Annotated in this window: 10 protein-coding genes; 3 read left to right on the top strand and 7 right to left on the bottom strand. The window is 44.7% G+C overall.

Annotated features, from left to right (window positions below; all coding sequences use genetic code 11):
* Window positions 1-149: 149 nt before the first annotated feature.
* Complete coding sequence (locus NMG48_RS04890; RefSeq protein ID WP_271254227.1) at window positions 150-2,102, top strand: hypothetical protein; 1,953 nt, start codon at window positions 150-152, stop codon at window positions 2,100-2,102.
* A 251-nt stretch (window positions 2,103-2,353) separates the two neighbouring features.
* On the opposite strand, the gene NMG48_RS04895 is transcribed toward NMG48_RS04890, so the two are convergent.
* Window positions 2,354-4,303, bottom strand: a complete 1,950-nt coding sequence (locus NMG48_RS04895; protein ID WP_271254228.1) for a CHASE2 domain-containing protein — start codon at window positions 4,301-4,303, stop codon at window positions 2,354-2,356.
* An 83-nt stretch (window positions 4,304-4,386) separates the two neighbouring features.
* On the opposite strand from NMG48_RS04895, the gene NMG48_RS04900 reads away from it, so the two are divergent.
* Complete coding sequence (locus tag NMG48_RS04900; RefSeq protein ID WP_271254229.1) at window positions 4,387-4,521, top strand: hypothetical protein; 135 nt, start codon at window positions 4,387-4,389, stop codon at window positions 4,519-4,521.
* 335 nt (window positions 4,522-4,856) lie between these two features.
* On the opposite strand, the gene NMG48_RS04905 is transcribed toward NMG48_RS04900, so the two are convergent.
* The 3 genes from NMG48_RS04905 to NMG48_RS04915 form a co-directional block, all read right to left on the bottom strand.
* Window positions 4,857-5,870, bottom strand: a complete 1,014-nt coding sequence (locus NMG48_RS04905) for a type I glyceraldehyde-3-phosphate dehydrogenase (protein ID WP_169363943.1) — start codon at window positions 5,868-5,870, stop codon at window positions 4,857-4,859.
* A 156-nt stretch (window positions 5,871-6,026) separates the two neighbouring features.
* Entirely contained in the window at window positions 6,027-8,777 is a 2,751-nt protein-coding gene (locus tag NMG48_RS04910; protein WP_271254230.1) for a phycobilisome rod-core linker polypeptide, read from the bottom strand.
* 316 nt (window positions 8,778-9,093) lie between these two features.
* Window positions 9,094-10,011: a restriction endonuclease gene (locus NMG48_RS04915; protein ID WP_271254231.1), complete on the bottom strand. Its 918-nt coding sequence runs from the start codon at window positions 10,009-10,011 to the stop codon at window positions 9,094-9,096.
* 556 nt (window positions 10,012-10,567) lie between these two features.
* On the opposite strand from NMG48_RS04915, the gene NMG48_RS04920 reads away from it, so the two are divergent.
* Window positions 10,568-20,479 carry an esterase-like activity of phytase family protein gene (locus tag NMG48_RS04920; RefSeq protein WP_271254232.1) on the top strand — a complete coding sequence of 3,304 codons (9,912 nt, stop codon included), beginning with the start codon at window positions 10,568-10,570 and terminating at the stop codon, window positions 20,477-20,479.
* A 193-nt stretch (window positions 20,480-20,672) separates the two neighbouring features.
* Here the strand turns inward: NMG48_RS04920 and NMG48_RS04925 are convergent, their stop codons facing one another.
* The 3 genes from NMG48_RS04925 to groES all read right to left on the bottom strand — a co-directional run bounded on the left by NMG48_RS04925 (window position 20,673) and on the right by groES (window position 23,689).
* Window positions 20,673-21,383, bottom strand: a complete 711-nt coding sequence (locus tag NMG48_RS04925) for a DUF1995 family protein (RefSeq protein ID WP_271254233.1) — start codon at window positions 21,381-21,383, stop codon at window positions 20,673-20,675.
* Window positions 21,384-21,571: 188 nt separating this feature from the next.
* Window positions 21,572-23,230, bottom strand: a complete 1,659-nt coding sequence (gene groL, locus NMG48_RS04930; protein WP_271254234.1) for a chaperonin GroEL — start codon at window positions 23,228-23,230, stop codon at window positions 21,572-21,574.
* 147 nt (window positions 23,231-23,377) lie between these two features.
* Window positions 23,378-23,689, bottom strand: coding sequence for a co-chaperone GroES (gene groES, locus NMG48_RS04935; RefSeq protein WP_126388628.1), 312 nt, complete (start codon window positions 23,687-23,689; stop codon window positions 23,378-23,380).
* Window positions 23,690-23,883: the final 194 nt, after the last annotated feature.

Here is a 23,883-nt window from a genome sequence, read left to right on the forward strand (position 1 = left end):
ACACAATTTTTAGCATAAAGCAATTTATGGAAAACCTAATCTAGACAGCACTTTTGTAAATAGCTTTATAAATAATGAAGTTTCTTTATAAGCAAAGAGGTCATTTTTCGGTATATTTGCCTGTGTAATCTGAGTTGAGCATAGTTTTTATGAGCGCGATCGCAAACTCTAACCAACCCGAAGACAAGCCAAAGACTTCGCGAGTTCAAGCTTATTGGCGAAATATCCCTTGGAAAAAGTTAACTAGTTTGGTAATGGCGATCGCCCTGTGCTTTTACCTCACAGCTTGCGGTGGTGATAATAAACCCGTGAGCAAAGCCCCCGTCAAAAAAATTGAGACTGTCGCTACGAACATTGTCGAAGTTTCACCACCTACCGAGATTCAGCGTTTAAGTCGGCTTCTAGAGCGCTACGAGCCACAGGTAAGCATAGTTAGCCCTAAACCTGATGAGGTACTTAATAGTGACCAAGTAGCGGTGAAATTTGACGTTAAAAATTTGCCGATTTTCAAAAATGCTGACTTTGGTTTAGGTCCCCATATCCATGTGACCTTAGATAACCAAGAATACAAAGCGCTTTACGATCTCAACCAAACCACAACCTTTGAGAATCTCTCTCCTGGAACCCATACAATTCGTGCTTTTGCCTCTCGTCCTTGGCATGAAAGTTTTAAAAACAAAGGAGCCTATGCACAGGTTTCCTTTAATGTCTTAACGAAGACTGGCGAAAATACTCCCGATGCCAAAACACCCCTGCTTACCTATAGTCGTCCTGTCGGAACCTACGGTGCAGAGCCAGTAATGTTGGACTTCTACCTCCAAAATGCGCCTTTACATTTACTTGACAAGGATGAACCAACTATTGATGACTGGCAAGTACGCGCCACGATTAATGGTCAAAGCTTTACCTTCGATCGCTGGGAGCCAATTTATTTAAAGGGTCTGAAGTCTGGTAAAAACTGGGTGAAGTTGGAACTTCTCGAAGATGATGGCGATACAATTCCCAATGTGTTTAATAGCACTGCCCATGTGATCAACTTCCAGCCCAATGGTACTGATACCCTCTCCCGTCTAGTGCGTGGTGAAAAGATTGCCAATATCGAAGCGATCGTTAATCCTAACTATGTACCACCAACCCCTGAACCAACTCCTACCCCTGTTGTCGTAACTCCTGTCCCTGCCGTAACTCCTGCTAAGGTTGAAGCAACACCACAGCCTGTGTCACCTGCTCCGACAGCCACACCTCAAGCCGCAGTTAAGACAGAAGAAGTAAAACCTGCGGATAAAGCGCCAGCTTCGGTAGTACCTGTGGTTCCTGTAGTAGTGCCTGTAGTCCCTGCACCAGTTGTTCCTGTTACTCCCGCTCCTATCAAAGTAACGCCGATCGCTCCAGTAAAGGTCAAATCTGAACCCGTGGTTACGCCAGTTAAGATCACACCAGCGCCCAATAGAGTCGTCCCCGCAACTGAGCCAATCAAGGTAGCACCGATCATCAAATCTGCACCCTTGGTCGAGCCAATCAAGACTGTACCTGTGGTCAAGCCTGAGCCTGTAGTCACACCTGTAAAATCTGAGCCAGTGAGGTCTAAGTATGCCCCCTTTGTCAGACCTACACCTGTAGCTGAACCTATCAAAGTAGACCCTGTCCTGAAAACTACTATAGAGCCTGTGAAAACCAAGGCTGTTCCTGTGGTCAAGTCTACTCCCGAACCCGTAAAGATTTCCCCTACCTTATTTCGTGGTAAGTCAGCACCTGTTGCTCCATCTGTAACTACCACTAACACCACTAAGGAGCCTGTTCCTGTAGCCCCAAAATCTGAGCCAGCGATCGCACCAGAACCAGCTAAAGACAATGAAATTGAGAAAGCAACTAATAAGTTAAAAAACTACTTCCAAAACTTTAGTTTTAAACGTACAGCCTCTCCAGCTAACCCTGAAGTTAAGGCTGATAAATCAGAAGATAAAGTTGCACCTGTGGATGATAAAAAATCAACGTTAGACACCAAACCAGAAACTAAATCCACAGATACTGCTCCAGCATTAACCGATTTATCAACAACTACATCAGCACCGATTAAAGTTTTAACTAAATCTGGGAAATAACGCGAGTTCGGGACAATTTGAAACGGGCGTTGAGATAGGGTTTGCTACGCCAACCCTATCTCAACGCCCAAAAGTAAAAGCCTTGCTAAGCAAGGCTTTTACTTTTGAGCTTTTAAAATTTGCCAGCTTAACCCGAACTGACGTTACATTTACATATTGGTGGTGGCGCAAAGCGCCACCACCAATAGCTTCTAGGGTTTTGATTTGCACTAAACCCTATAAAGAAAGGTGACACAAGGTGTCACCTTTCTTTATAGGGTTTCAGAGGAAACCTTCGGACTCAGTTGATTAGGATTTCTTTGAATATCTAGCACTCGATAAATACCTGTTTCTTGTGTCTTACCTTTGAGGGCATATTTACCCACAAACTCAGTTTGAAAATTATTATTGAGACGCTGATGGGTATCTTCGCTAATCAGAATATGGTGCGGGCCCCCGTCCACTTCTTTATTAAAACTTTCCAGACGAGCAGCAATATTCACAGCATCGCCTAAAACTGAATACTCTAAGCGTTCCGCACTACCCAAACTACCAGCAATGACAGTACCAGAGTTAATCCCAATTCCTGTAGTAACAGGCGGTAATCCCTGAGCTACCCAGACATCATTCATCTCAGCCAGTTTATGGGCGATCGCTAAAGCTGCCTCCACTGCTGATTGAGCATCACGGGTACGCTCGGTTTCATTGCTATGGGGAATCGGGACACCAAATACTGCCATTACCGCATCACCGATGTATTTATCCACCATGCCACCATGAGCTAAGACTTCGTTAGCGATTGTGCCTAAATAGTTATTGAGCCAATTCAAGGTTTCCCCTGGGGCTTGAGCTTCGGCAGCAGTACTAAAATTCCGCATATCGGTAAATAAGACTGTCACATAGACCTCCTGTCCTGTGATCCGTCCTTCTTCCATAAATTTCTCGCGATTGCTCCAAATGATATCCACTAGTTCTTTGGAGACGTGACGCGAGAAGAGTCCCATCAAAACTTTGCGCTCAGATTGTTGAATGGCAAGTTGGTATGCCATGACTAGCACGTTTGCGGAAACCAATCCCAATAATGATGGAAATATGGGGAGCCACAATGATTGAGCAAAGGCAATATAACTACCAGCAATTAATACGAGCGCAAGAGTAGCTAAAAGCCCAACATTTTTGAAAGCATTGGGGATAAAAGTTGCCATGCCACCGCCAATGATCACCCAGACAACTATCCAAAGATTTTCGAGATCGTTTGACCAAACCTGTATAAATTGGCGATCGTCTAAAGTCGCGCTTATTAACTGGCTGACGATATTGGCATGGATCTCTACTCCATACATCACCTCCTCATCAACGGTAACAGGTGTAGGAAAGCTATCTTTGAGGCTTTCCGCCGTTACCCCAATCAGCACGGCGCGATCGCGAAACTGCTCTGGGGAAATTTTTCCATCAATGACATCGCTCGCTCTAATATGTTGAATACCTCTCGGTTTCCCCCGATAGCGAACCATCATTTGATAGCCACTGTCATCTTCCTTACGATATGCCCCATAATTAGCAGACATTCGCGGAATAATTTGTTTTCCTGCTGTAAATTGAATTTTCTCTGGATTAAAAACTAATTGCTTGTTATGCAATTTTTGTAGATATAGTTGGGTAATTTCAAAGGCAAAGGAACCCGTATCGGCAACAATAGAAGTCCGTCGGACAACTGCCCCTTTATCTAGTGGAAGATTGACATATCCATAACGGCTAATTTTTTCAAGATCACTAGCAGGCTCAACACCACTTCTTCCTTCTACAGTGGCAAGAAACTTCGCATTAACGACATTACCTGCATTTTTAACCGCCGCAACTAATTCATCTCTCCCTTCCATCACAGGAAGATCGAGATATTTATCAATCCCGATCACGGCAGGTTTAGCTGCCGAAATTTGATTAATTAATTTGGCAAAAAGGCGATCAGAAAATGGCCACCTAAATCTCTGAATATCGGCTTCGGCAATTTCAACAATGACCACACGGCGATCGCTGGGTTCGTTGAGTTGCGATCGCATTAAGGTGTCATAGCTCCATAGCTCAACCTGTTTAAATGCTCCGTTATCTCTTAAGATCACGACACTCAAGGACAAGGAAAAAGTGATCAATCCTGCAACTAGCTGCTGATGATTACGTTTACAAAAATCACCAAAATTCACTAAAGAGGAAGGGAGTTTCATTTTGATTGCCAATTAGAAATGAAAAATTCGGTAGTTCTGCTATCAAAAAACACGATAATTACCTAACACAATAGCAACTGAATATGCCTGTTAAAATAGTTCACTTCTCCTCACAAATCAGTATTGGTAGTCCTAACAAGGAAAGGATTGATTGTGGTAAGGGATGGGTGGCGCTTTGCGCCGCCCATCCCTTACCTAAGTACTACCTCAGTATCTAAGTAAGTAGGCTTAATTAAATATAAATCCCGAAAACTTACAGCTTACAGTGAGTGTGCATTGCAGGTTTTAGATCTATTTTTTAACTATGCTGAAGTACTTAGAGAAATGCAGGAAAATTTGGTTCCCTATTAAATCGCAGACCCTTTACAGTGTTTAGTAAATGTTTTTCCATATTTTGTCTGATCTAACTGCATTGCTCTAGGGGCATACATCCGCGAAATAGCGGTATTTTTCATAAAAAATAGAGGGTGTCCCATAGGACACCCTCTATTTTTTATGAAGCTTTAGGCTCTAAATTTGGATTTGGTTCTAGCGAGCAAAAAGCAATATTTTTTTACTTCCAGTTCTTAGCAACAACTTCAGCTAGGTCAACAACACGTTGGCTGTAGCCCCATTCGTTGTCGTACCATGCAACAACCTTAACCATGTTGCCACCCATTACCATGGTCAAAGAAGAGTCAACAATGGAGGATGCATCAGTACCGCGATAGTCGATGGATACAAGAGGCAATTCGTTGTATTCCAAAATGCCCTTCATGGAGCCTTCAGCTGCAGCACGGAATGCTTCGTTTACTTCTTGAGCGATCGTGTGCTTTTCAACTTCAACAACAAAGTCAACTACGGAAACGTTAGGAGTGGGTACGCGCAAAGCAATACCATTTAACTTGCCAGCTAACTGAGGTAGTACAAGAGCAACTGCCTTAGCTGCACCAGTGGAGGTAGGAACGATGCTCAAAGCCGCAGCTCTAGCACGACGCAAATCGCGGTGGCTAGCATCAAGCAAGCGTTGGTCGCCAGTGTAACTATGGGTGGTGGTCATGACCCCTTTAACAATGCCAAAGTTTTCGAGAAGGACTTTAGCGACAGGTGCTAAGCAGTTAGTGGTACAGCTAGCATTACTGATGATGTTATGGATGTCGTGATTGTATTGATCTTCGTTTACACCAACTACAAATGTCCCATCTTCATTTTTTCCAGGAGCAGTGATTAGGACTTTCTTCGCGCCTGCATTGATATGTCGGCTAGCACCAGCCTTATCAATGAATACGCCTGTAGATTCAATAATTAGATCGATACCCCAATCTTTCCAAGGCAAATTGTCAGGATTGCGATCAGAAACAGTTTTGATAGTTTTGCCATTGACAGTGATAGTTGTGTCATCAGCACTAACATCAGCATCAAATTTGCCGAGCATGGAGTCATACTTCAGCAAGTGAGCATTAGTTCTAGGATCAGAAGTATCATTAAGTCCCACTACTTCTATGTTTGTTTCTTTGCGACCTGCCCAGCATCTGAGAAAGTTACGTCCGATGCGTCCAAATCCATTAATCGCTACCCTGATAGTCACTGCTTATCGCCCTTTATATAAATTTAACATTTAACTTTAATCTGATGCCTATGATACCGAAAAACCGTACCTAATTTATTCCCTATTCCAGCAAAATTTTTTTGATCGCAATCAAAAAGGGGGGCGCATTGCGCCCCCCTTTTTTTTGATTAATGTTTAAACATTAGTAGGAACTTTTGATTTAACTGGTGCAAAACTAGGCACGACAATTGATTTGTCTTGCTTGGTCAAGCGGTTATATAGTTCTTGGGTGTTGGGGTAGTTTGCCGCAGGGAAGGTTTCATAGCGGTTGTAAGGCACAACATCTTCACCAAAGGCATCAAGAAATTCACGGCTGTTGACCATATCGGTAACCATTGCCTTGATACCGCTGGTTGCCAAAATCTGATTGTATTTACGGATTTCAGCTTGATCGAGGGGAGCGCGTCCGAGGAAGTGCTTGGTTCCCAATTCGATTACCTTGGTGTTGGGGAATGGGGCGTAGAATTCCTTGATGTACAAGTCGGATGTACCAAGGGCAAGGATGAATTCCTTGACGGTGATTTCCTTGTTGAGCAGCTTAGAGGTGTCTTTGCTGAACTGATCATTGCCAACATAGGCATCCATATCACGCTCGAAGACTTGTCTGTAAGCAGCACGTACCAAGGCATTGGCTTCCACAGGGCTAGTGGTGGTGAGCTTGAAGATCTTGCGTTGTTCGCGTTGCTTGCTGACACCTTGGTTAATGCGATCAGCGATCGATACTTCAGAGCGGACTTCAGTGACTTGACCAAGTTCGATGAACTTAGGTGTGGCTGGAGCGTCAACTTTGGAACCCTTAGCTTCGGTCAATGTACCAACGCGGTTGTTGCGGAGAGATACACCTGCGGGGGTGAGATAGCGCTCGTAAGGAACGGTGTCTTCACCGAAGGCTTGCTCATATTCCTTGGTATCGAGGATCGCGTCAACTACAGCGTAGAAGCCTTTCTTTGCAGCAAGGTCAAAGTAAGCATTCATCTCATCACGACCGTAGGTAGGACGACCCAAGAGGCGACGGTGAGTATACTCGATCGCCTTACAGACATAGAGCTTGTTCCAGTAGCGATCGCGGAAAGTAGGAGACTTGGCAAGCATACGGACAAACTCGCGTACCGAGATGTCGCCATTTTCCAGCTTGATTTCAGCGACCGAGAGACGCTGACCAGAGTAAGGAATGTAACCAACAATTTGTAGATACAGGGCGCGAATTACAGCTTGGGTAGCTGTTTCTGAGTTGGTAATGCTCAATCCCTTAACAGATGAAGTTCTACCACCCTTACCAATCTTGACATTATCGCGGAGAGTGTTGTCCAGCTTGAATACCTTAGGTCCAAGAGGATCGATCGCACCAGTAGCACTAGGATTGCTGAGTTGGTTGGTGATACCACTACCGTTGCGGATCAAGATCCGGCGAGTATCCTTACCAAATGGGGCAGGGCTGGCGCTGGGGTTGCGGTTTTCTTTGGGGAAAATCGCACCAAATTGGATTTCCAAAGGATCATTACCAGAACCATAAACATGTTGGTCAGGCAATGGACTTTGATAAGAAGCAAACAAGGTGATGAACTGAGGAACCTTGCGGAAAGGTGCAGAGTAGTTGAACAGGTCAAACTGTGCGCCCCAGTTGCGAGCAGTCTGTGCTTCTTGTCCGTAACCACGTAGGTAAGGTACGGTTTCTTCACCGAAGTAGTCGCTGTACTCTCTGGAGTTAACTAGGGCATTAACTAGGGCAGCTAGACCACCTTTGGAGACGATCGCAAAGTAAGCCGCAACTTCTTCACGGCTTTCAGGTGAGCGCCCGAGGAAATGCTTGAAGGCAAGTTCAACAGCACGAGAGTTAATGAAAGGCAAGAAGAATTGATCGCGGTACAAAGGCGACAAACCTAAGCGACGGACAAATTCACGTACCGAGATTTCACCATTTTTTACCTTGGAGTCAAGGTCAGAAATACCTTGGCTATAGGCAAAGGCAATATCACGCTCGAAAACTTGACGGTAAGCAGCTTTAACTACTTCATTTTTCTCAGAAGTAGTGGAACCAGCCCGCATTGTGAATTTCTGACGACGCTCGGCGGTGTTGTAGTAAATCTGAGGCAGAGCCAAGCCTTGGAGGTCAGGAGAATTACGCTGACGAACTTTAGGCGATGGGGTAGGTGCTTTAAATTCAGCGATCGCTACATCCATATATTGCTTAACGATTTCGATCGCTTCAGCATCATTAAGGAAATAGCTAGCCGCAGCTTGCTTCATGGTTTGCAAAGCCACGATGGTTGCGTCAGTTGAGCAGGCTGCTTCGATAATTTCACGCAAGCCACGCACGTTCTGAGCAAGAATATTTGGATCACCAGCAACGATCGCATAGGTGGCATAGCGCAAGAACCATGACAAGTCACGTAAGGACTTCTTCATGCGGTCTGCACCATAACGGGAAATGTTGATGGGGCGGAAGCTTGCAGGTACTGGGTCAACAACACCTGTGATGCCAGTATTACTGAAGAAATTCTTGATTGTTCCTAAGAATCCGCCTTCACTTGCCTCAGTATATATAGTTGTACCGAGTTCCATGCCACGCTTGACATCAACCACGCGACCTGCGCGATCGATCTCTAGCTCTTCAGAATCTTTGGGCTTTTCCAAAAATGCCATGGCTGAGCCACCCGTAAAAATACGGCTAGCTGCCTTGGATACAATATTGTCCGAATTTTTGGTCAAAATTGCGGCAATTTCGATGCGCTTTAGTCCAGATTGAAAATAAGTAGATAAATCGGATAATTCGCTACGAGTCGCAAAGCGATCCTGTTGCTCTATCTGAGAAATTGTGGAAGTTATAGCGGTCTGGTATAGACGAGGGCGGGCATTTACTGCACCACTTGACGCTGTTACGCTCATGTGTCTGCCTTTTGATCTTTAAAGGGTATGTAAAAAGTCGAAATAATATCTACCCAGTATAGGGTTTTCCAACTTAAATATCTAACTCTATCTCACCAGAAAATGCTGCATTTACAGGTATTTCAACCAAAAACTAACGATAAGTTTTGTAAAGCAGGTAGGTTAGTTACGCAGCATATCTATATTTAGATGTATGTAGGGTATAGGCGCGATCGCCTAACGATCTTTGCTTAGGCTAAATCTGGATCTTGGGGCAAAGCTAAGGCTTGAAGCTTATTGAACTCACGTTAAGTTTAGGGACTTTTTTATTCATCCGCTATTCATCAGCAAAGAAATCAGAGTCGATTTTTTTGACTTCATACTGCGAAATGATTGATACGCCTAAGTTGTAATCAATCATATACTGGGTTAACTGTTCGCCGTCTAACAAGACTATTTTCGTGTCTTTCATGTTTCTTGCATATTCTTGCGCTTCTTTAGAAAAACTAGAGGTTGTAATAAAAACACCTTTTTTCGCTCCTTGACCTGCTAGTGCTCCAACGAACTTTTGAATTTCAGGACGACCAACTGTTCCCTCCCATTTTTTTGCCTGAATATAAATAGCATCTAGACCAAGGCGATCTTCTTTAATAATTCCATCAATCCCCTCGTCACCACTTCGGCCAATCGCTTTGCCTGCATCCTGAATTGAGCCACCATAACCCATTTTGACTAATAATTTGACGACCAATCGCTCAAAGAAATCGGGCGTACAGTCTTTAACTAGGGTTAATAAGTCTTGAGCTAAAGCTAATTTAAGTTTTTGATAAGCAGATGCCAAAGCTTCTTCGGGAGTAATTTGCTCGGTTAGATTATCTTGAGATAGCACACTAGAATTGTCAGCCGATGTATTAGCTCCTGCAAATTTCACATATTCGGGGAACTGTTTGAGAAATTTAGTGTTAATTTCTGCTGGATTGTGACTAATAACTTCCTCCCCGCGTTGTGTAATTTGAAAAATTGCACGGCGAGGAGACTCCAATAGACCTGCTTTAATTAAGTGTGTTTTTGCCCAACCCACTCGATTATCAAAGGTAGGTTGTTGTCCACTTGGTAATAATTCTTTTCTCTCGTCGTCGGACAAATTAAAAAATTTTGCTAAATATTCGACACTATCTCTAAAAGAATGCTCTTTACCATTAATCGCAAGCTGCATTAATGGAAGCATAATTGATTGAAAATCTGGGATTGACATAATTATCAGGATTTACAAGTTTTGAATATTTATCCTGTTCTTAACCAAAATTATATTCTTCCCTTAACCTAACATTATAAAGGTTTCATGTAATCTACTTAAGGCAAGGTTTTTATCAATCTTTAAAACCATATTCCATGCCTAAATGATTTGCGGAGGAGCGCAATCTTTAGTTGTGTCCCAACATAGAGCGATTTTGGATCAAATGAAGCCCAAGAAAATTTTTTAAAAGCATTAAAAATCAATACTTTTAAAAAATTCTTGATTCAGATTCGAGAGCAAAGTGCTGTAAATCTAGAAAACCAAAAATACACTAGGAATATAAGAGTTGTTGGGATTATTAGTAAATATCTAAACGCTAAATATTTACTAAATATTAATTTTATTTTCGATGAAGTATCTTTATCTACTTTGCAATTGCGATTAGAGATGCTTTGCGCCGCAAACAATTAACAGAATGCTTCTATTTGTGTACTTGGTACGCTGAAGTTCTTGTGTTAGCGGCTTGATTTTCTATGGGTAAACGTCAAAACAAGCTAGTGAGAAATAGTTAACAATGGCAGCTTCAATTCTTGGTTCTGGTGATGTAGCATTTCTAAGTCTTATTGCCGATAATCCTGACACCTTCTCTTTTGTATTACTTAAAGATATTGAGGCAGGAACCATTATCAACGTTACAGATAATGGTTGGTTATCGTCGGGTAGTTTTAGAACTGGCGAAGGTGTTTTGCAATATGTTGCACCCAATGCTCAGACTGTCGGAACTGTGATCACCTATGTCGATGGTGCGGCAAATACTGGATGGACAAACATCAGTGGCGGTACAAATTTTGCCTTATCAACATCAGGTGACTCGTTAATAGCTTTTCAAGGAGATTTGACTGGCTCTGGCAGCGCCACCACTAGTACTTCACCCAATATTTTAGCGGCAGTAACCATCAACCGTTCTACATTCGATGCGAATGCTACTAATTCAAATACTACCGCCCTTCCTAATGGTTTGACACTAGGACTAAATGCTGTTGCGGTTGGTCAAGCTACGGCTGAATTTGATAACTCGCGTTACACAGGAGCAACTACGTTTGCCTCAGTAGAGGAGGCAAGAATAGCGATTAATAATCCCAGTAACTGGACTGGAAGCGATACTGTGACGACTAATTTCAGTGGTTCTTTTAGTATTGGTGCTTCCTCAAATCCTACAGTTAACCTATCTGTGAGTAGTAATGCAGGCTCAGAAGCTGGCACAACCGTAATTACCCTGACAGCGATCGCTTCTAGTGCAGTTACTGGTGATCAAAGCGTTACCGTTGCGGTGAATGGACTGGGGATCACGACAGGGGACTATACGCTCAGTAATAATGTCATCACGATCGCGAATGGTGCGACGACAGGATCGGTCACTTTTACCGTTGTCGATGATGCTGTAGTGGAAGGTACAGAAACCGCTACATTAAGCATTAGCAATCCATCATCAGGGCTTGCTTTAGGTAGTACGACTTCTTTAAATATCGCGATCGCTGATAACGATGTTGTGGTCAGTCCTAATGTGCGGATTCACGATATTCAAGGTGCGGGGCATATTTCCGCCTATGCAGGACAAGCTGTGACAGGTGTTGCAGGTATCGTCACGGCGATCGCTTCTAATGGTTTCTACTTGCAAGACCCTAATCCTGATGCCAATGATGCTACTTCTGAAGGCATTTTTGTATTTACATCTTCTGCGCCAACGGTACAAGTGGGAGATTCAATATTGGTGAATGGAAATGTGAGTGAATTCCGTCCAGGTGGATCGGCGAATAATCTGACCATCACTCAGATTGTTAGTCCCGTAATTACCAAGCTTTCCAGTGGTAATACTTTACCATCTGCAACGATTCTCGGTAATGGTGGACGAGCAATTCCTAACCAGATCATTAGTAATGATGCAGCTAGTGGCAATGTGGAGAATTCTGGTACTGGGTTCGATCCTGCTCAAGATGGCATTGACTTCTACGAAAGCCTAGAAGGAATGCTGGTGCAAGTAACCAATCCTGTAGCAACTTCACCCACTGCCAACTTCACGACAAACTCTGGATCATCTGAAGAGATCTGGGTATTGGCTGACAATGGCGCTAATGCTACCAGTCGCACTAGCCGAGGCAGTAGCTTGATTACCGCTAATGACTTCAATCCAGAACGGATTCAAATCGACGATCTCAACAATTCTTCGGTATTACTTCCCAATGTGAATGTCGGCGCTCAACTTAGCTCGATTACAGGTGTCGTCAGCTACGATTTCAACAACTACGAAGTGTTGGTTTCAAATGCGCCAACGGTAGTGCAGCCTTCCACTTTACAAAAAGAAGTCACTAATCTAACGGGCAGTGCCACCCAATTGACCGTAGCAACCTTCAATGTGGAAAACCTCGATCCTAGCGATACGACATTTAATGCGATCGCCAGTGCAATTGTCACCAACATGAAGTCCCCCGACATCATTAATCTGGAAGAGATTCAGGACAACAATGGCGCGACTAACGATGGGACGGTTGATGCAAATGTAACTCTGCAAACGTTGATTAATGCGATCGCAGCAGCAGGTGGTCCTACTTACGAATATCGCCAAATCAACCCCGTTAACAATCAGGATGGTGGTCAACCTGGTGGCAACATTCGCGTTGCTTTTCTATTTAATCGCGATCGCGTGAATTTTGTTGAAGGTTCATTGCAACGCTTGATCGATAGCAATCTGACTGATGGCGACGCTTTCGCTAGTAGCCGCAAACCGCTCGTAGGCAAATTTGTCTTCAATGGACAGGAAGTAACCGTCATTGGTAACCACTTCAATTCCAAAGGCGGCGATCAACCTCTATTTGGACCTAACCAACCAGCGACATTAAGTAGTGAAGTACAACGCAACCAACAAGCCACCATCGTCAAAGACTTCGTACAAGGACTGTTGGCAACAAACCCCAATGCTAATGTCGTGGTAGCAGGTGACTTGAATGATTTCGAGTTCTCTAGTCCCCTCAGCATTTTGGAAAGTGGTGGGTTAAATACTTTAGTCGAAACCCTGCCAGCTAATGAGCGCTATACCTACAACTTCCAAGGCAACGCCCAGACACTGGATCACATTCTAGCTAGCAACAATCTCAGCAGCAAACTAGATGGTTTTGATGTGGTTCATATTAATTCTGAGTTTGCCGATCAAATTAGCGACCACGATCCTATTGTGGCAAGGTTTAATCTGCCAACAATCCCCGATCCTAACGCGCCTTTCAGAATGCAAATTCTCCATGCTTCCGATTTTGAAGGTGGAATTCCAGCGATCGATGATGCGGTGAGATTTTCTGCGGTTCTGAATCGGTTAAGAACTGATCCTAATTTGCCAAGTAGTATCATTCCCAATACCCTGACCTTATCCTCTGGCGACAATTACATCCCTGGTGCTTTTTTCAATGCTTCCAGTGATCTCAGTCTCAACGGTGTAGGAGGATTAGGATCAAGTACTGCTCCAGTAATTGGTCGTGGGGACATTGGTATTCTCAATGCTTTTGGAATTCAAGCATCGGCCTTGGGTAATCACGAGTTTGATTTGGGAGTAAGGCAAGTTCGCGACGTTATCCGCACGGGTAGCGGTAATCCTGGCACAGCTTTCCCCTATCTCAGTACCAACCTGAACTTCAGTCCCGAAATTACTGCGGGCAACCTCGGTTCATCAGACCTAGCTACTAATCAAACCACTGCCGAAGCCAGTACCATCAAGGGTAAATTGGCGAAGAGTACCGTAATTACCTTAGCGGGTAATGATGGAGTTGCAGGAAATGCGGACGATCAGAGGATCGGTATTGTCGGTGCAACAACTCCCACCTTGGCGAATATTTCATCAAGTGGCAGTATTGGCATCTCGCCATCTAATCCGACTGATTATGATGCTCTGGCTGCTGAGATTCAATCTACTGTAGATATTCTCAAGGCACAAGGTATCAATAAAATCATTTTGCTGTCCCACATGCAGCAATTCAACATTGAACGCGATGAGCTTGCTCCTCGCTTACGTGATGTGGATATCATCCTTGCAGGTGGATCAAACACATTGCTTTCAGATAGTAGTGATGTTTTGCGATCGGGAGATGCTAGCGATGGTGTTTACCCAGTTGTGAGAACTGGAGCCGATGGCAATCCTGTATTAGTAGCAAACACCGATGGAAATTATAAGTATGTCGGTCGCTTAGTCACTGAGTTTGACAGCAATGGCATTCTCAATGTCAACGCACTCAATAGCAGCATCAATGGAGCCTATGCTACGGATGAAGCAGGTGTCGATCGCGTTTATGGTACTGATGTAAATCCAAGAGACGTGGCGAATCCTAATGTTGTGGCAATCACCGATGGTATCCGTAACGTCATTGCTACGAAGGACAATTTGATTGTGGGCAAATCAAGCGTATTCCTGAATGGAACTCGCGATGATGTGCGTACTCAAGAAACCAATTTTGGGAATCTCACTGCTGATGCCAACCTCTGGCTAGCTAAGCAAATCGATCCAACCGTTGTCATTTCCCTAAAAAATGGTGGTGGTATCCGCGACAACATTGGCGTAGTTTCGGCATCATCTGGGGCGGTAAATAGCAACGATATTGTGAAACTGCCAACTCAGCCTAATCCTCTTGCTCCCAATAAACAAACTGGTGATGTTTCTCAGTTGGATGTTGAGAATTCCCTACGATTTAATAACGGGTTGAGTTTGATCACGGTTACAGCGCAACAACTTCAGTGGGTAATCGAACATGCTGTAGCTGGGACTCGTCCTGGAAGTACTCCTGGGCAGTTCCCACAGGTTGGCGGCTTGAAATTTAGCTTTGACCCCACCAAAACAGCGATCGCCTTTAATAGTAGTACTGGCGAAGTCACCACCCAAGGCAGCCGAGTTCAAAATCTGGTCGTACTCAATGACGATGGATCGATTAAGGATGTAATTGTTCGCGATGGCGTATTGGTTGGTGATGCAAGCCGCACCTTCCGCATGGTGACCTTGAACTTCCTCGCAGGAACAAGCAGCACAGGTGGGCTTGGTGGTGATAACTATCCATTCCCTAAGTTTGTGAGAGACAATGCGGCGATCGCTAATCGCGTAGATTTACGCGGTGAATCGATTGACCTCAATGGCAATGGCATCATCGATCCAGCACTCGCCCTAGCCGCAGGTAAATTCACTTTTGCCGCAGCAGGTTCTGAGCAGGACGCATTTGCCGAATACCTCGGCGATCAGTTTAGTACTAATCCTTTCAATGCTGCGGATGTTGCCGCTAACCTTGATACACGCATCCAAAATCTCAGCGTCCGTCAAGATCAAGTACTGACACAGGTAACAAATTACGAGTTCACCAACTTGCCAACCCTTGGCACAGCCTCCAATGGTCAAGATATCTCATTAGGTGGCTTCTCTGGTTTGTATTTCCAAGGACTCGCCGACAATGGCAATCTCAAGTTTGTGACCAACACCGATCGCGGACCGAATGGCGATCCAACAGGAGCAAATAGACCGTTTTATCTGCCTAACTTCCAACCCGAAATCGTCAGTTTTGAGCTGAACCGTACCACAGGCGAGATCACGATTACCAATCGCACTGGTTTATTCCGTCCCGATGGTACAACTCCCTTAACGGGATTGCCAAACCTTCAAGCAGGAGCCAATGGAACTGCTTACACCGATGAAATCGCTGTTGATCTCAATGGCAATGTTCTGCCCAACGATCCTTTAGGTGCGGATTTAGAGGGAATTGCGGTTGCAGCAAATGGTGACTATTGGATGGTGGATGAATATCGTCCCGCCATATATCACTTTGATGTAAATGGAAAACTACTCGATCGCTTCATCCCCCAAGGTACTGCAACAGCACCAAATCCTGATGCACCTGCTGGCAGCTTTGGTACAGAAGCATTACCCGCAGTCTATGCTCAACGCCGTAATAACCGAGGCTTTGAAGCTGTGGCTCTAGAAGGCAATAAACTCTATGCCTTCATTCAGAGTGCGATCGACAATCCTGATAACGCTGGCGATACGACCTCCAGAAACTCGCGCAATCTCCGCATTTTGGAATTCGATATTGCTTCTAAAGCTGTTACTGGCGAATATATTTATCTTCTAGATAATATTTCTGCAAGTGGTAATGCCAAAACCGACAAGCTTGGCGATGCCGTTTCCCTCGGCAATGGCAAATTCGCCGTGGTCGAACGCGATGACCTTGCGACTTCTGCTTCCAACAAATTGATTTATCAAATTGATTTGAGTGCGGCAACCAATATCTACAATGCCAACTTTACTTTCCCCACTGGTAAAACTGCGATCGAGCAACTCACCCCAGCCGAACTCGCCAGCGCAGGTATTAATGTAGTCTCCAAGAGCCTAATTGCCAATGCCGCTCAATACGGTTACACAGGTGTAGAAAAGCTCGAAGGTCTGGCGTTGATTGCTCCTAACCAACTGGCTCTAATTAATGACAACGATTTCAATGTTTCTGGCAATACGCCAACGGAGAAATTGGGAATTCTGGAGGTCAGCAAAACCTTGCCTGTTTCAGCGATCGACTTCAGTGGCGCTAACTACACAATTACTGAAGGCAACGGTTCCACAACTGCAACCGTTCGCATCACTAGAACAGGGGATGTATCGGGTACAAGTACTGTAGAACTGCAATTGAATGATGGCACGGCAACTGGCAGTGTTATTCCTCCAACATTTGCTCAAACTAAGGGTGCTAGCAGTTCTGCAACTCCTTATCTAATTCCCACAGCCGCAGGTGTCAGCTTTACATCAATCTTGACCGCTGGCGATAGCATCGGCGGCTACAGAATGGCTGGTATTCCTGATGGTCTTGGTTCCTATGACAATGGCGATGGCACATTCACCGTTTTGATGAATCATGAGATTCCCAATACTGGTGGTGTCAATCGCGATCATGGCTCTAAAGGCGCATTTGTCTCCAAGTGGGTAATTAACAAGTCCGATCTTTCCGTTGTGAGTGGTGACGACCTAATTCAAAACGTCAATACTTGGAATGGTTCCAACTTTGTTCAAGGCACAACTGCTTTCTCTCGCTTCTGTTCTGCGGATTTAGCCCCTGTTTCTGCGTTCTATAACAGTGCTACGGGGCTAGGGACGCAAGAGAGAATCTTCTTAAATGGTGAGGAGTCTGGTCCTGAAAGTCGCGCCTTTGGTCATATTGCTACAGGCTTAAATGCTGGTACTACTTATCAATTGCCTTACCTTGGTAAATTCAGTTGGGAAAATGCCGTAGCCAGCATCACCGCAAGTGACAAAACTGTTGTTGCAGGAATGGATGACAGTACTGGTGGTCAGGTTTACTTCTATGTCGGGAACAAAACTAACACTGGTACTGAGATTGATAAGGCTGGACTCAACAATGGTAAGTTGTTCGGCATTAAAGTAGATGGACTAACATCAGAAACCAATGCTACTGCTTTGGCTTCTGGGACAAGGTTTGCGCTAGCGGATTTAGGAAGTGTTCAAAATACAACAGGTGCAGCACTGGAAATTGCTAGTAATGCTGCTGGTGCGACCAACTTCCTTAGACCTGAAGATGGTGCATGGGACCCTTCCAATCCCAAGGATTTCTACTTCACTACCACCAATAGTTTTACTGGACCTAGCCGTCTCTGGAGACTGCGTTTCGACGATCCGACCAATCCTGAGTCAGGTGGAACTGTAGAAATGGTGCTTGATGGTACGGAAGGTCACAGAATGTTGGACAACTTCACCATCGATCGCTACGGGCATATCCTGCTCCAAGAAGATATTGGAGGACAAGATGCCCTTGGCAAAATCTGGCAGTACGATATTGCCACCGATAAACTCACCCAAATCGCTCAACATGATCCATCACGATTTGCGCCTGGAGCTGCTAACTTCTTGACTCGCGACGAAGAATCATCGGGCATTATTGATGCTCAAGATATTCTCGGTGCAGGTTGGTTCTTGCTCGATGTTCAGGCTCACTACAGTATCCCTGGTGAACTCTATGAAGGCGGACAACTGTTAGCCTTCTTCAATCCCGATACCTACAAGGCTTCCTTGTTGGACTACAACAACAAGCCCATTACCGTAACCTTTGCGGCTGGTGAAACCTTTAAGGATGTACAGATTCCAATTGTGGGAGATACCAATCCTGAAGGTAATGAAACCATCAACTTGAGTCTCAAAAATCCTAGTTCTGGAACATTAATCGGGATCAATCAACCCAAGGCAGTTTTAACAATTCTCAATGATGATGTCAATAATGCTCCAGTTCTGACAGGTACACCTACAATCCTTACTGCTGGGATAGAAGACACAACCTACAAGATCCTAGCGGCAGACCTGCTAGCTGGATTTACCGATGCGAATAATGATGTTCTTTCAGTGTCTGGGCTAACTGCTACAAACGGGACTCTCACCAATAACGCAGACGGTACTTATACCTTCACACCCAATACAAACTTCAATGGCACGGTTAACTTGAGCTACAACGTCATTGATGGCAAAGGAGGCTCAGTAGCTGCAACCCAAACCATTGCGATCGCGGCTGTTAACGACGCACCAGTGGGCGCAGTATCGATTTCAGATACCACTCCAACGGAAGCGCAACAGCTTGTTGCTAGCAACTTGTTTACTGATGCTGATGGTTTAGTTAATGCCATCTATACCTATCAATGGCAACAATCAGATATTGGTGGCGGCTCAACATTCACCAACATCGTAGGCGCGACCAACAGCACCTTTACCCCCACACAAGCTCAAGTCAATCGCCAATTGCGAGTAGTACTAAGCTACACCGACGACCAAGGCTCATTGGAAACATTGACCTCAGTCCCCACAATTGTTACTGGCGATTTATTCTTTGGTACTTCTAGGGTCGATACCTTCACAGGTACTAATGGTCAGGACATTATTTCTGGACTTGGCAACAACGATATTCTGAATGGTCTTAATGGCGATGATATCTTCCGCTATACCATTGGCGATGGTAAAGATATTGTTGATGGTGGTTCTGGTAATGACACCCTAGATATTCTTGGTACAGACAATACCGAAACTCTAAGTGTAGTCTTCAACGGTACGCCAGTTTCGATTATCGCAGGTGGTACGGTAACCAACGTTGAATCAGTAAACGTTGATTTGCTAGGTGGTATCGATACCCTTTTCTATGGCTCTACTACTGCCGATTTGACAGTCAACCTGAACGCTGGCATAGCATCTGGCTTTACAGCGATCACAAATATCGAGAACGTTACTGGCGGATTCGGGAACGATATCATCACTGGTAACAGTGGTAATAACACTCTGCGAGGTGAATTTGGCAATGACATCTTAGATGGTGGTCTAGGCGCAGATAGCTTAAATGGTGGTGTAGGCAATGACACTTACATTGTTGACGACATCAATGACACTCTCTTTGATTCTAGTGGGACTGATACCGTTCTTTCCAGCATTGACTGGACTTTTGCTGGTAGCACTCTTGAGAACCTCACCCTCACTGGTAACAGCGATATCAACGGCACTGGTAATGGTCTCCAAAATGTGATTATTGGCAATAGCGGTAACAACATTCTTGATGGGGGCAGCAATGCTGACTCGCTTGTGGGTGGTGCTGGCAATGATACCTATATCGTCGATAACACAAATGATCTGGTTACTGAGTTGGCGAATGAAGGAATCGACACAGTTCTTTCGAGAGTCACTCGCACCTTGGAAGCGAATGTGGAAAATCTCACGCTGACAGGCAATAGCTCAATTAATGGTACGGGTAATGACTTGAACAACATCATTATCGGTAACAGCGGCAATAATATCCTCGATGGTGGTATTGGAGCAGATTCCCTCAGTGGAGGTCTGGGAAATGACACTTACATTGTCGATAACTTGGGTGATTCGATTACGGAAGCATTAAACCAAGGTACTGACTCAGTAAAATCAAGCGTTTCATGGACTCTCGGCGAAAACCTTGAGAACTTGACTCTAACTGGTAGTGCAAACATCAATGGTACTGGTAATAGCGCCAATAACGTTATTACAGGCAACGATGGCAACAATATTCTCAGTGGTGGATTTGGTAATGATTCTCTAACTGGTGGGTTGGGCGCAGATATCCTCGTTGGTGGCTTTGGCAATGACACATTGTTCCTCGGTCTCAATGATGGCGCTACTGATAGGGTTGTCTATAACCTTGGTGATGATAGCGATGTGGTTAATCAATTCACTCGCGGCATTGGCGGCGATCTGCTCCAGTTCAACGGTATTGCTGCCATTGATGTGCGTACTGTCAATGGAAACACTCAGTTCCGCTTAGGTGATGGTATTGCTGGCAACAATAACTTTGGCAGTGGTTCTCTATTGCTCACTTTGAATGGAGTCAACGGATTTACTTCTAGTAATATTAACGACAATATTCTCGCAGGTTCAACTCCTACGATCTTCCAATTCAGCTAGTCTTGCATAAAAAAGAGGAGGCACTATGTGCCTCCTCTTTTTTCTTACAGCACTTTGCGCTCAAACCCAAACCAAGAAGGATATTGAAAGCGTTGCTTTGCAACGCTTTCAATATCCTTCTTGTGGTTCGTTTGATCAGTAATTGCTGTACTAAATAAGGATGGGCAGCGCTTCGCGCCACCTAAACTATTTTTTATCTGCCTAAAGCACTAAATAACTCTTGTAAACGCCCTAAAAAAGAACCCGTCTTCTGTCCAGTTTTCTGACGGAAGAGGCGGTCAATATCGTCACTAGAAGGACGCTGTTCTACTTCTGAAAGAAATTGCATTCCCTCTTCAGTATTCACCCACACCTGCCATGTTTGCGGATAGCAACGCCATAATGCGCCAAGCTCCAGAGGTTTGATGTAGTAGGCAGTCTCGAAAGTACTTAAAAAGCGATCGCGTAGTCGTCTTGCGGAAAGTCCCAAACCCACCTCACTATTTTCAAGACGAGGATTGAGCATCACAAAGGGGCGATCGCCTGCTAGTTGCACCAATTTCTCAACCTGATCAACTTCAACGGAGCTTGGCTCGACCAACAAAAAGGCTTTGTCTTCTTCGCGAACAGCTCTACGACCTTCATTGACTCCACGTACTGAAACATCGAGATCTGCCCATTCACGTTTTGCTAATGCGGCTGACCCTGCATCGGAAAAAATTGCTTGCCATGCGTTGCCATAGCGCTCATTAAAACTACGGGCAAATTCATAGGCGATCGGCATAGATTTGAGTTCAGGAAAGCGTAAATCTACGAGGATACGGGTAGCACCGTCAGCGATCGCTTGATATGTAGCAGCGATCGCTTGTTCAGTCGTATCTTCTAAATTGTTGGGAAGTGTGATCGGGTCAGTTACGTGAGTCATATAAATTATTTTTAGATATTATTTTCGATATTTTTTCTTAAATAAGCTATTTCGCCCGCTATGCGGGCGAAATAGCTATTTGGGTTTAGTTTATAACTCTGAGTTACTTAGTTAAGTTGTAGGCTACATCAATCCTAAAACAAAAAAGAGGGGGACGCTAAGCGTCCCCCTCTTTTTTTGAATGGCAATTACATCATGCCACCCATACCGCCCATACCACCCATGCCGCCCATGCCGCCCATACCAGCAGCACCAGCGTCAGATTTCTTCTCTGGCTTCTCAACCACGAGAGCTTCGGTGGTCAAGACCATACCAGCTACGGAAGCAGCATTTTGCAATGCAGAACGGACAACCTTCGCAGGGTCAATGATACCAGTAGCGATCAAGTCAACATATTCGCCCTTAAGCGCATCAAAACCATGATTGAAAGGAAGTTGCTTAACTTTTTCAACAACTACAGTACCTTCGAGACCAGCGTTGTCGCTGATTTGACGAAGAGGTGCAGAGAGAGAACGAGCAACGATATCAGCGCCGATCGCTTCTTCGTTCTTCAAGGTTACCTTGAACTCTTGCAATTCAACTGACAAGTGAGCGAGGGTCGCACCACCACCGGGGACGATACCTTCTTCAACGGCTGCACGAGTAGAGTTAAGTGCATCTTCGATGCGAAGCTTACGATCCTTAAGTTCAGTTTCGGTTGCTGCACCGACCTTGATTACAGCTACGCCACCAGAGAGCTTAGCAATACGTTCTTGGAGCTTTTCCTTGTCGTAATCAGAGTCGCTGAGTTCCAATTCCTTACGGATTTGAGCAACACGCTTGTCAACATTTGCCTTGTTGGAAATGTCCGAAACAATGGTGGTCTTGTCCTTAGAAATGGTGATCTTACGGATTGTACCAAGCTGTTCCAAGGTTGCGGCACTGAGTTCTAAACCAGCATCTTCAGAGATGACCTGTCCGTTGGTGAGAACAGCGATATCTTGCAACAATGCTTTACGGCGATCGCCAAATCCGGGAGCCTTGATAGCAGCGATATTCAGAGAACCTCTGAGCTTGTTTACAACTAGAGTTGCCAAAGCTTCGCCTTCAACATCTTCGGAAATGATGACGAGAGGAGAACCAGAACGAGCTGCCTTTTCGAGAATGGGAACGAGGTCTTGGATGACGTTAATCTTCTTATCGGTGAGGAGAACCTTAGCATTCTCGAATTCCACCAACTGGCGCTCGCTGTCGGTGACGAAATAAGGAGAGATATAACCGCGATCGAGTTGCATACCTTCAACAACTTCCAACTCGGTTGTAAGGGACTTAGACTCTTCAACGGTGATTACGCCATCTTTGCCAACTTTGTCCATCGCATGGGCAATCATTTCGCCAACTTCAGGATCATTACCTGCAGAGATAGTGGCGATTTGCGCGATTTCTGCATTGGAATCAACAGCCTTAGCCTTGTCTGCAATGACACTAACCAAGTGAGCAACTGCCTTTTCGATACCACGACGGACACCCACTGGGTTAGCGCCTGCGGCAACGTTACGCAAACCTTCACGAATAAATTCTTGAGCCAAAACGGTAGCGCTGGTAGTACCATCACCTGCTACATCATTGGTTCTAGAAGCAACTTCACGAATGAGTTGTGCGCCTGCATTTTCTAAGGGATCTTCTAATTCAATTTCCTTAGCGATGCTCACACCATCATTGATGATTTGAGGAGCGCCATATTTCTTTTCGATAACTACGTTACGACCTTTAGGACCAAGGGTGACACGTACTGCGTCAGCAAGTGCATTGACACCACGCTCAAGGGCGCGGCGAGATTCTTCATCAAATACTACGATTTTAGACATTTTAATTATTAAGGGTAATGGGTGATTTGGGGATTGGTTATTAGGCTGTTAGCTTTTAGCGATTAGCTTTTAGCTCTTTTCGATTGCTTCTGGATGAAGAGTTTTGAAGGCTAATGGCTAACAGCTAACGGCTAATAGCTATTAGCTTTATTCAACGATCGCGAGAATATCTCTTTCAGCAAGTAGCAAATAATCTACGTTGTCAATTTTGACTTCAGTGCCTGCGTACTTGGAGTACAGTACTTTATCGCCTGCTTTAACCTCCAAAGCAACGCGAGTACCTTTATCGTTGCGTGTACCAGGTCCAACGGCAGTTACTTCACCGATTTGGGGCTTTTCTTGGGCTGTGTCTGGCAAGAAAATACCGCCTACAGTTTTTTCTTCTTTAGTTGCTACTTTTACCAATAGGCGATCGCCTAGGGGTTGCAATGTACCAGTATTTAGGGTTAACGATGCCACTATGCCTATACCTCCTTAAAATCTAATCAGAGTGGACTTTGCAGGTTGTGACTTAGGGTGGAAATTTGTCTCGCCTTGGTCACATATTGCGTGCTTTAGCACTCTGTCTCACTGAGTGCTAATATACTGCGAAAAGAGTCAGTAACTAGATCGGCTTACCGTACAAACAAAGAAGTACTTTTTGGTGGCGTGAC

The sequence above is a fragment of the Pseudanabaena sp. Chao 1811 genome (assembly GCF_027942295.1).
Taxonomy (GTDB): Bacteria; Cyanobacteriota; Cyanobacteriia; order Pseudanabaenales; family Pseudanabaenaceae; genus Pseudanabaena.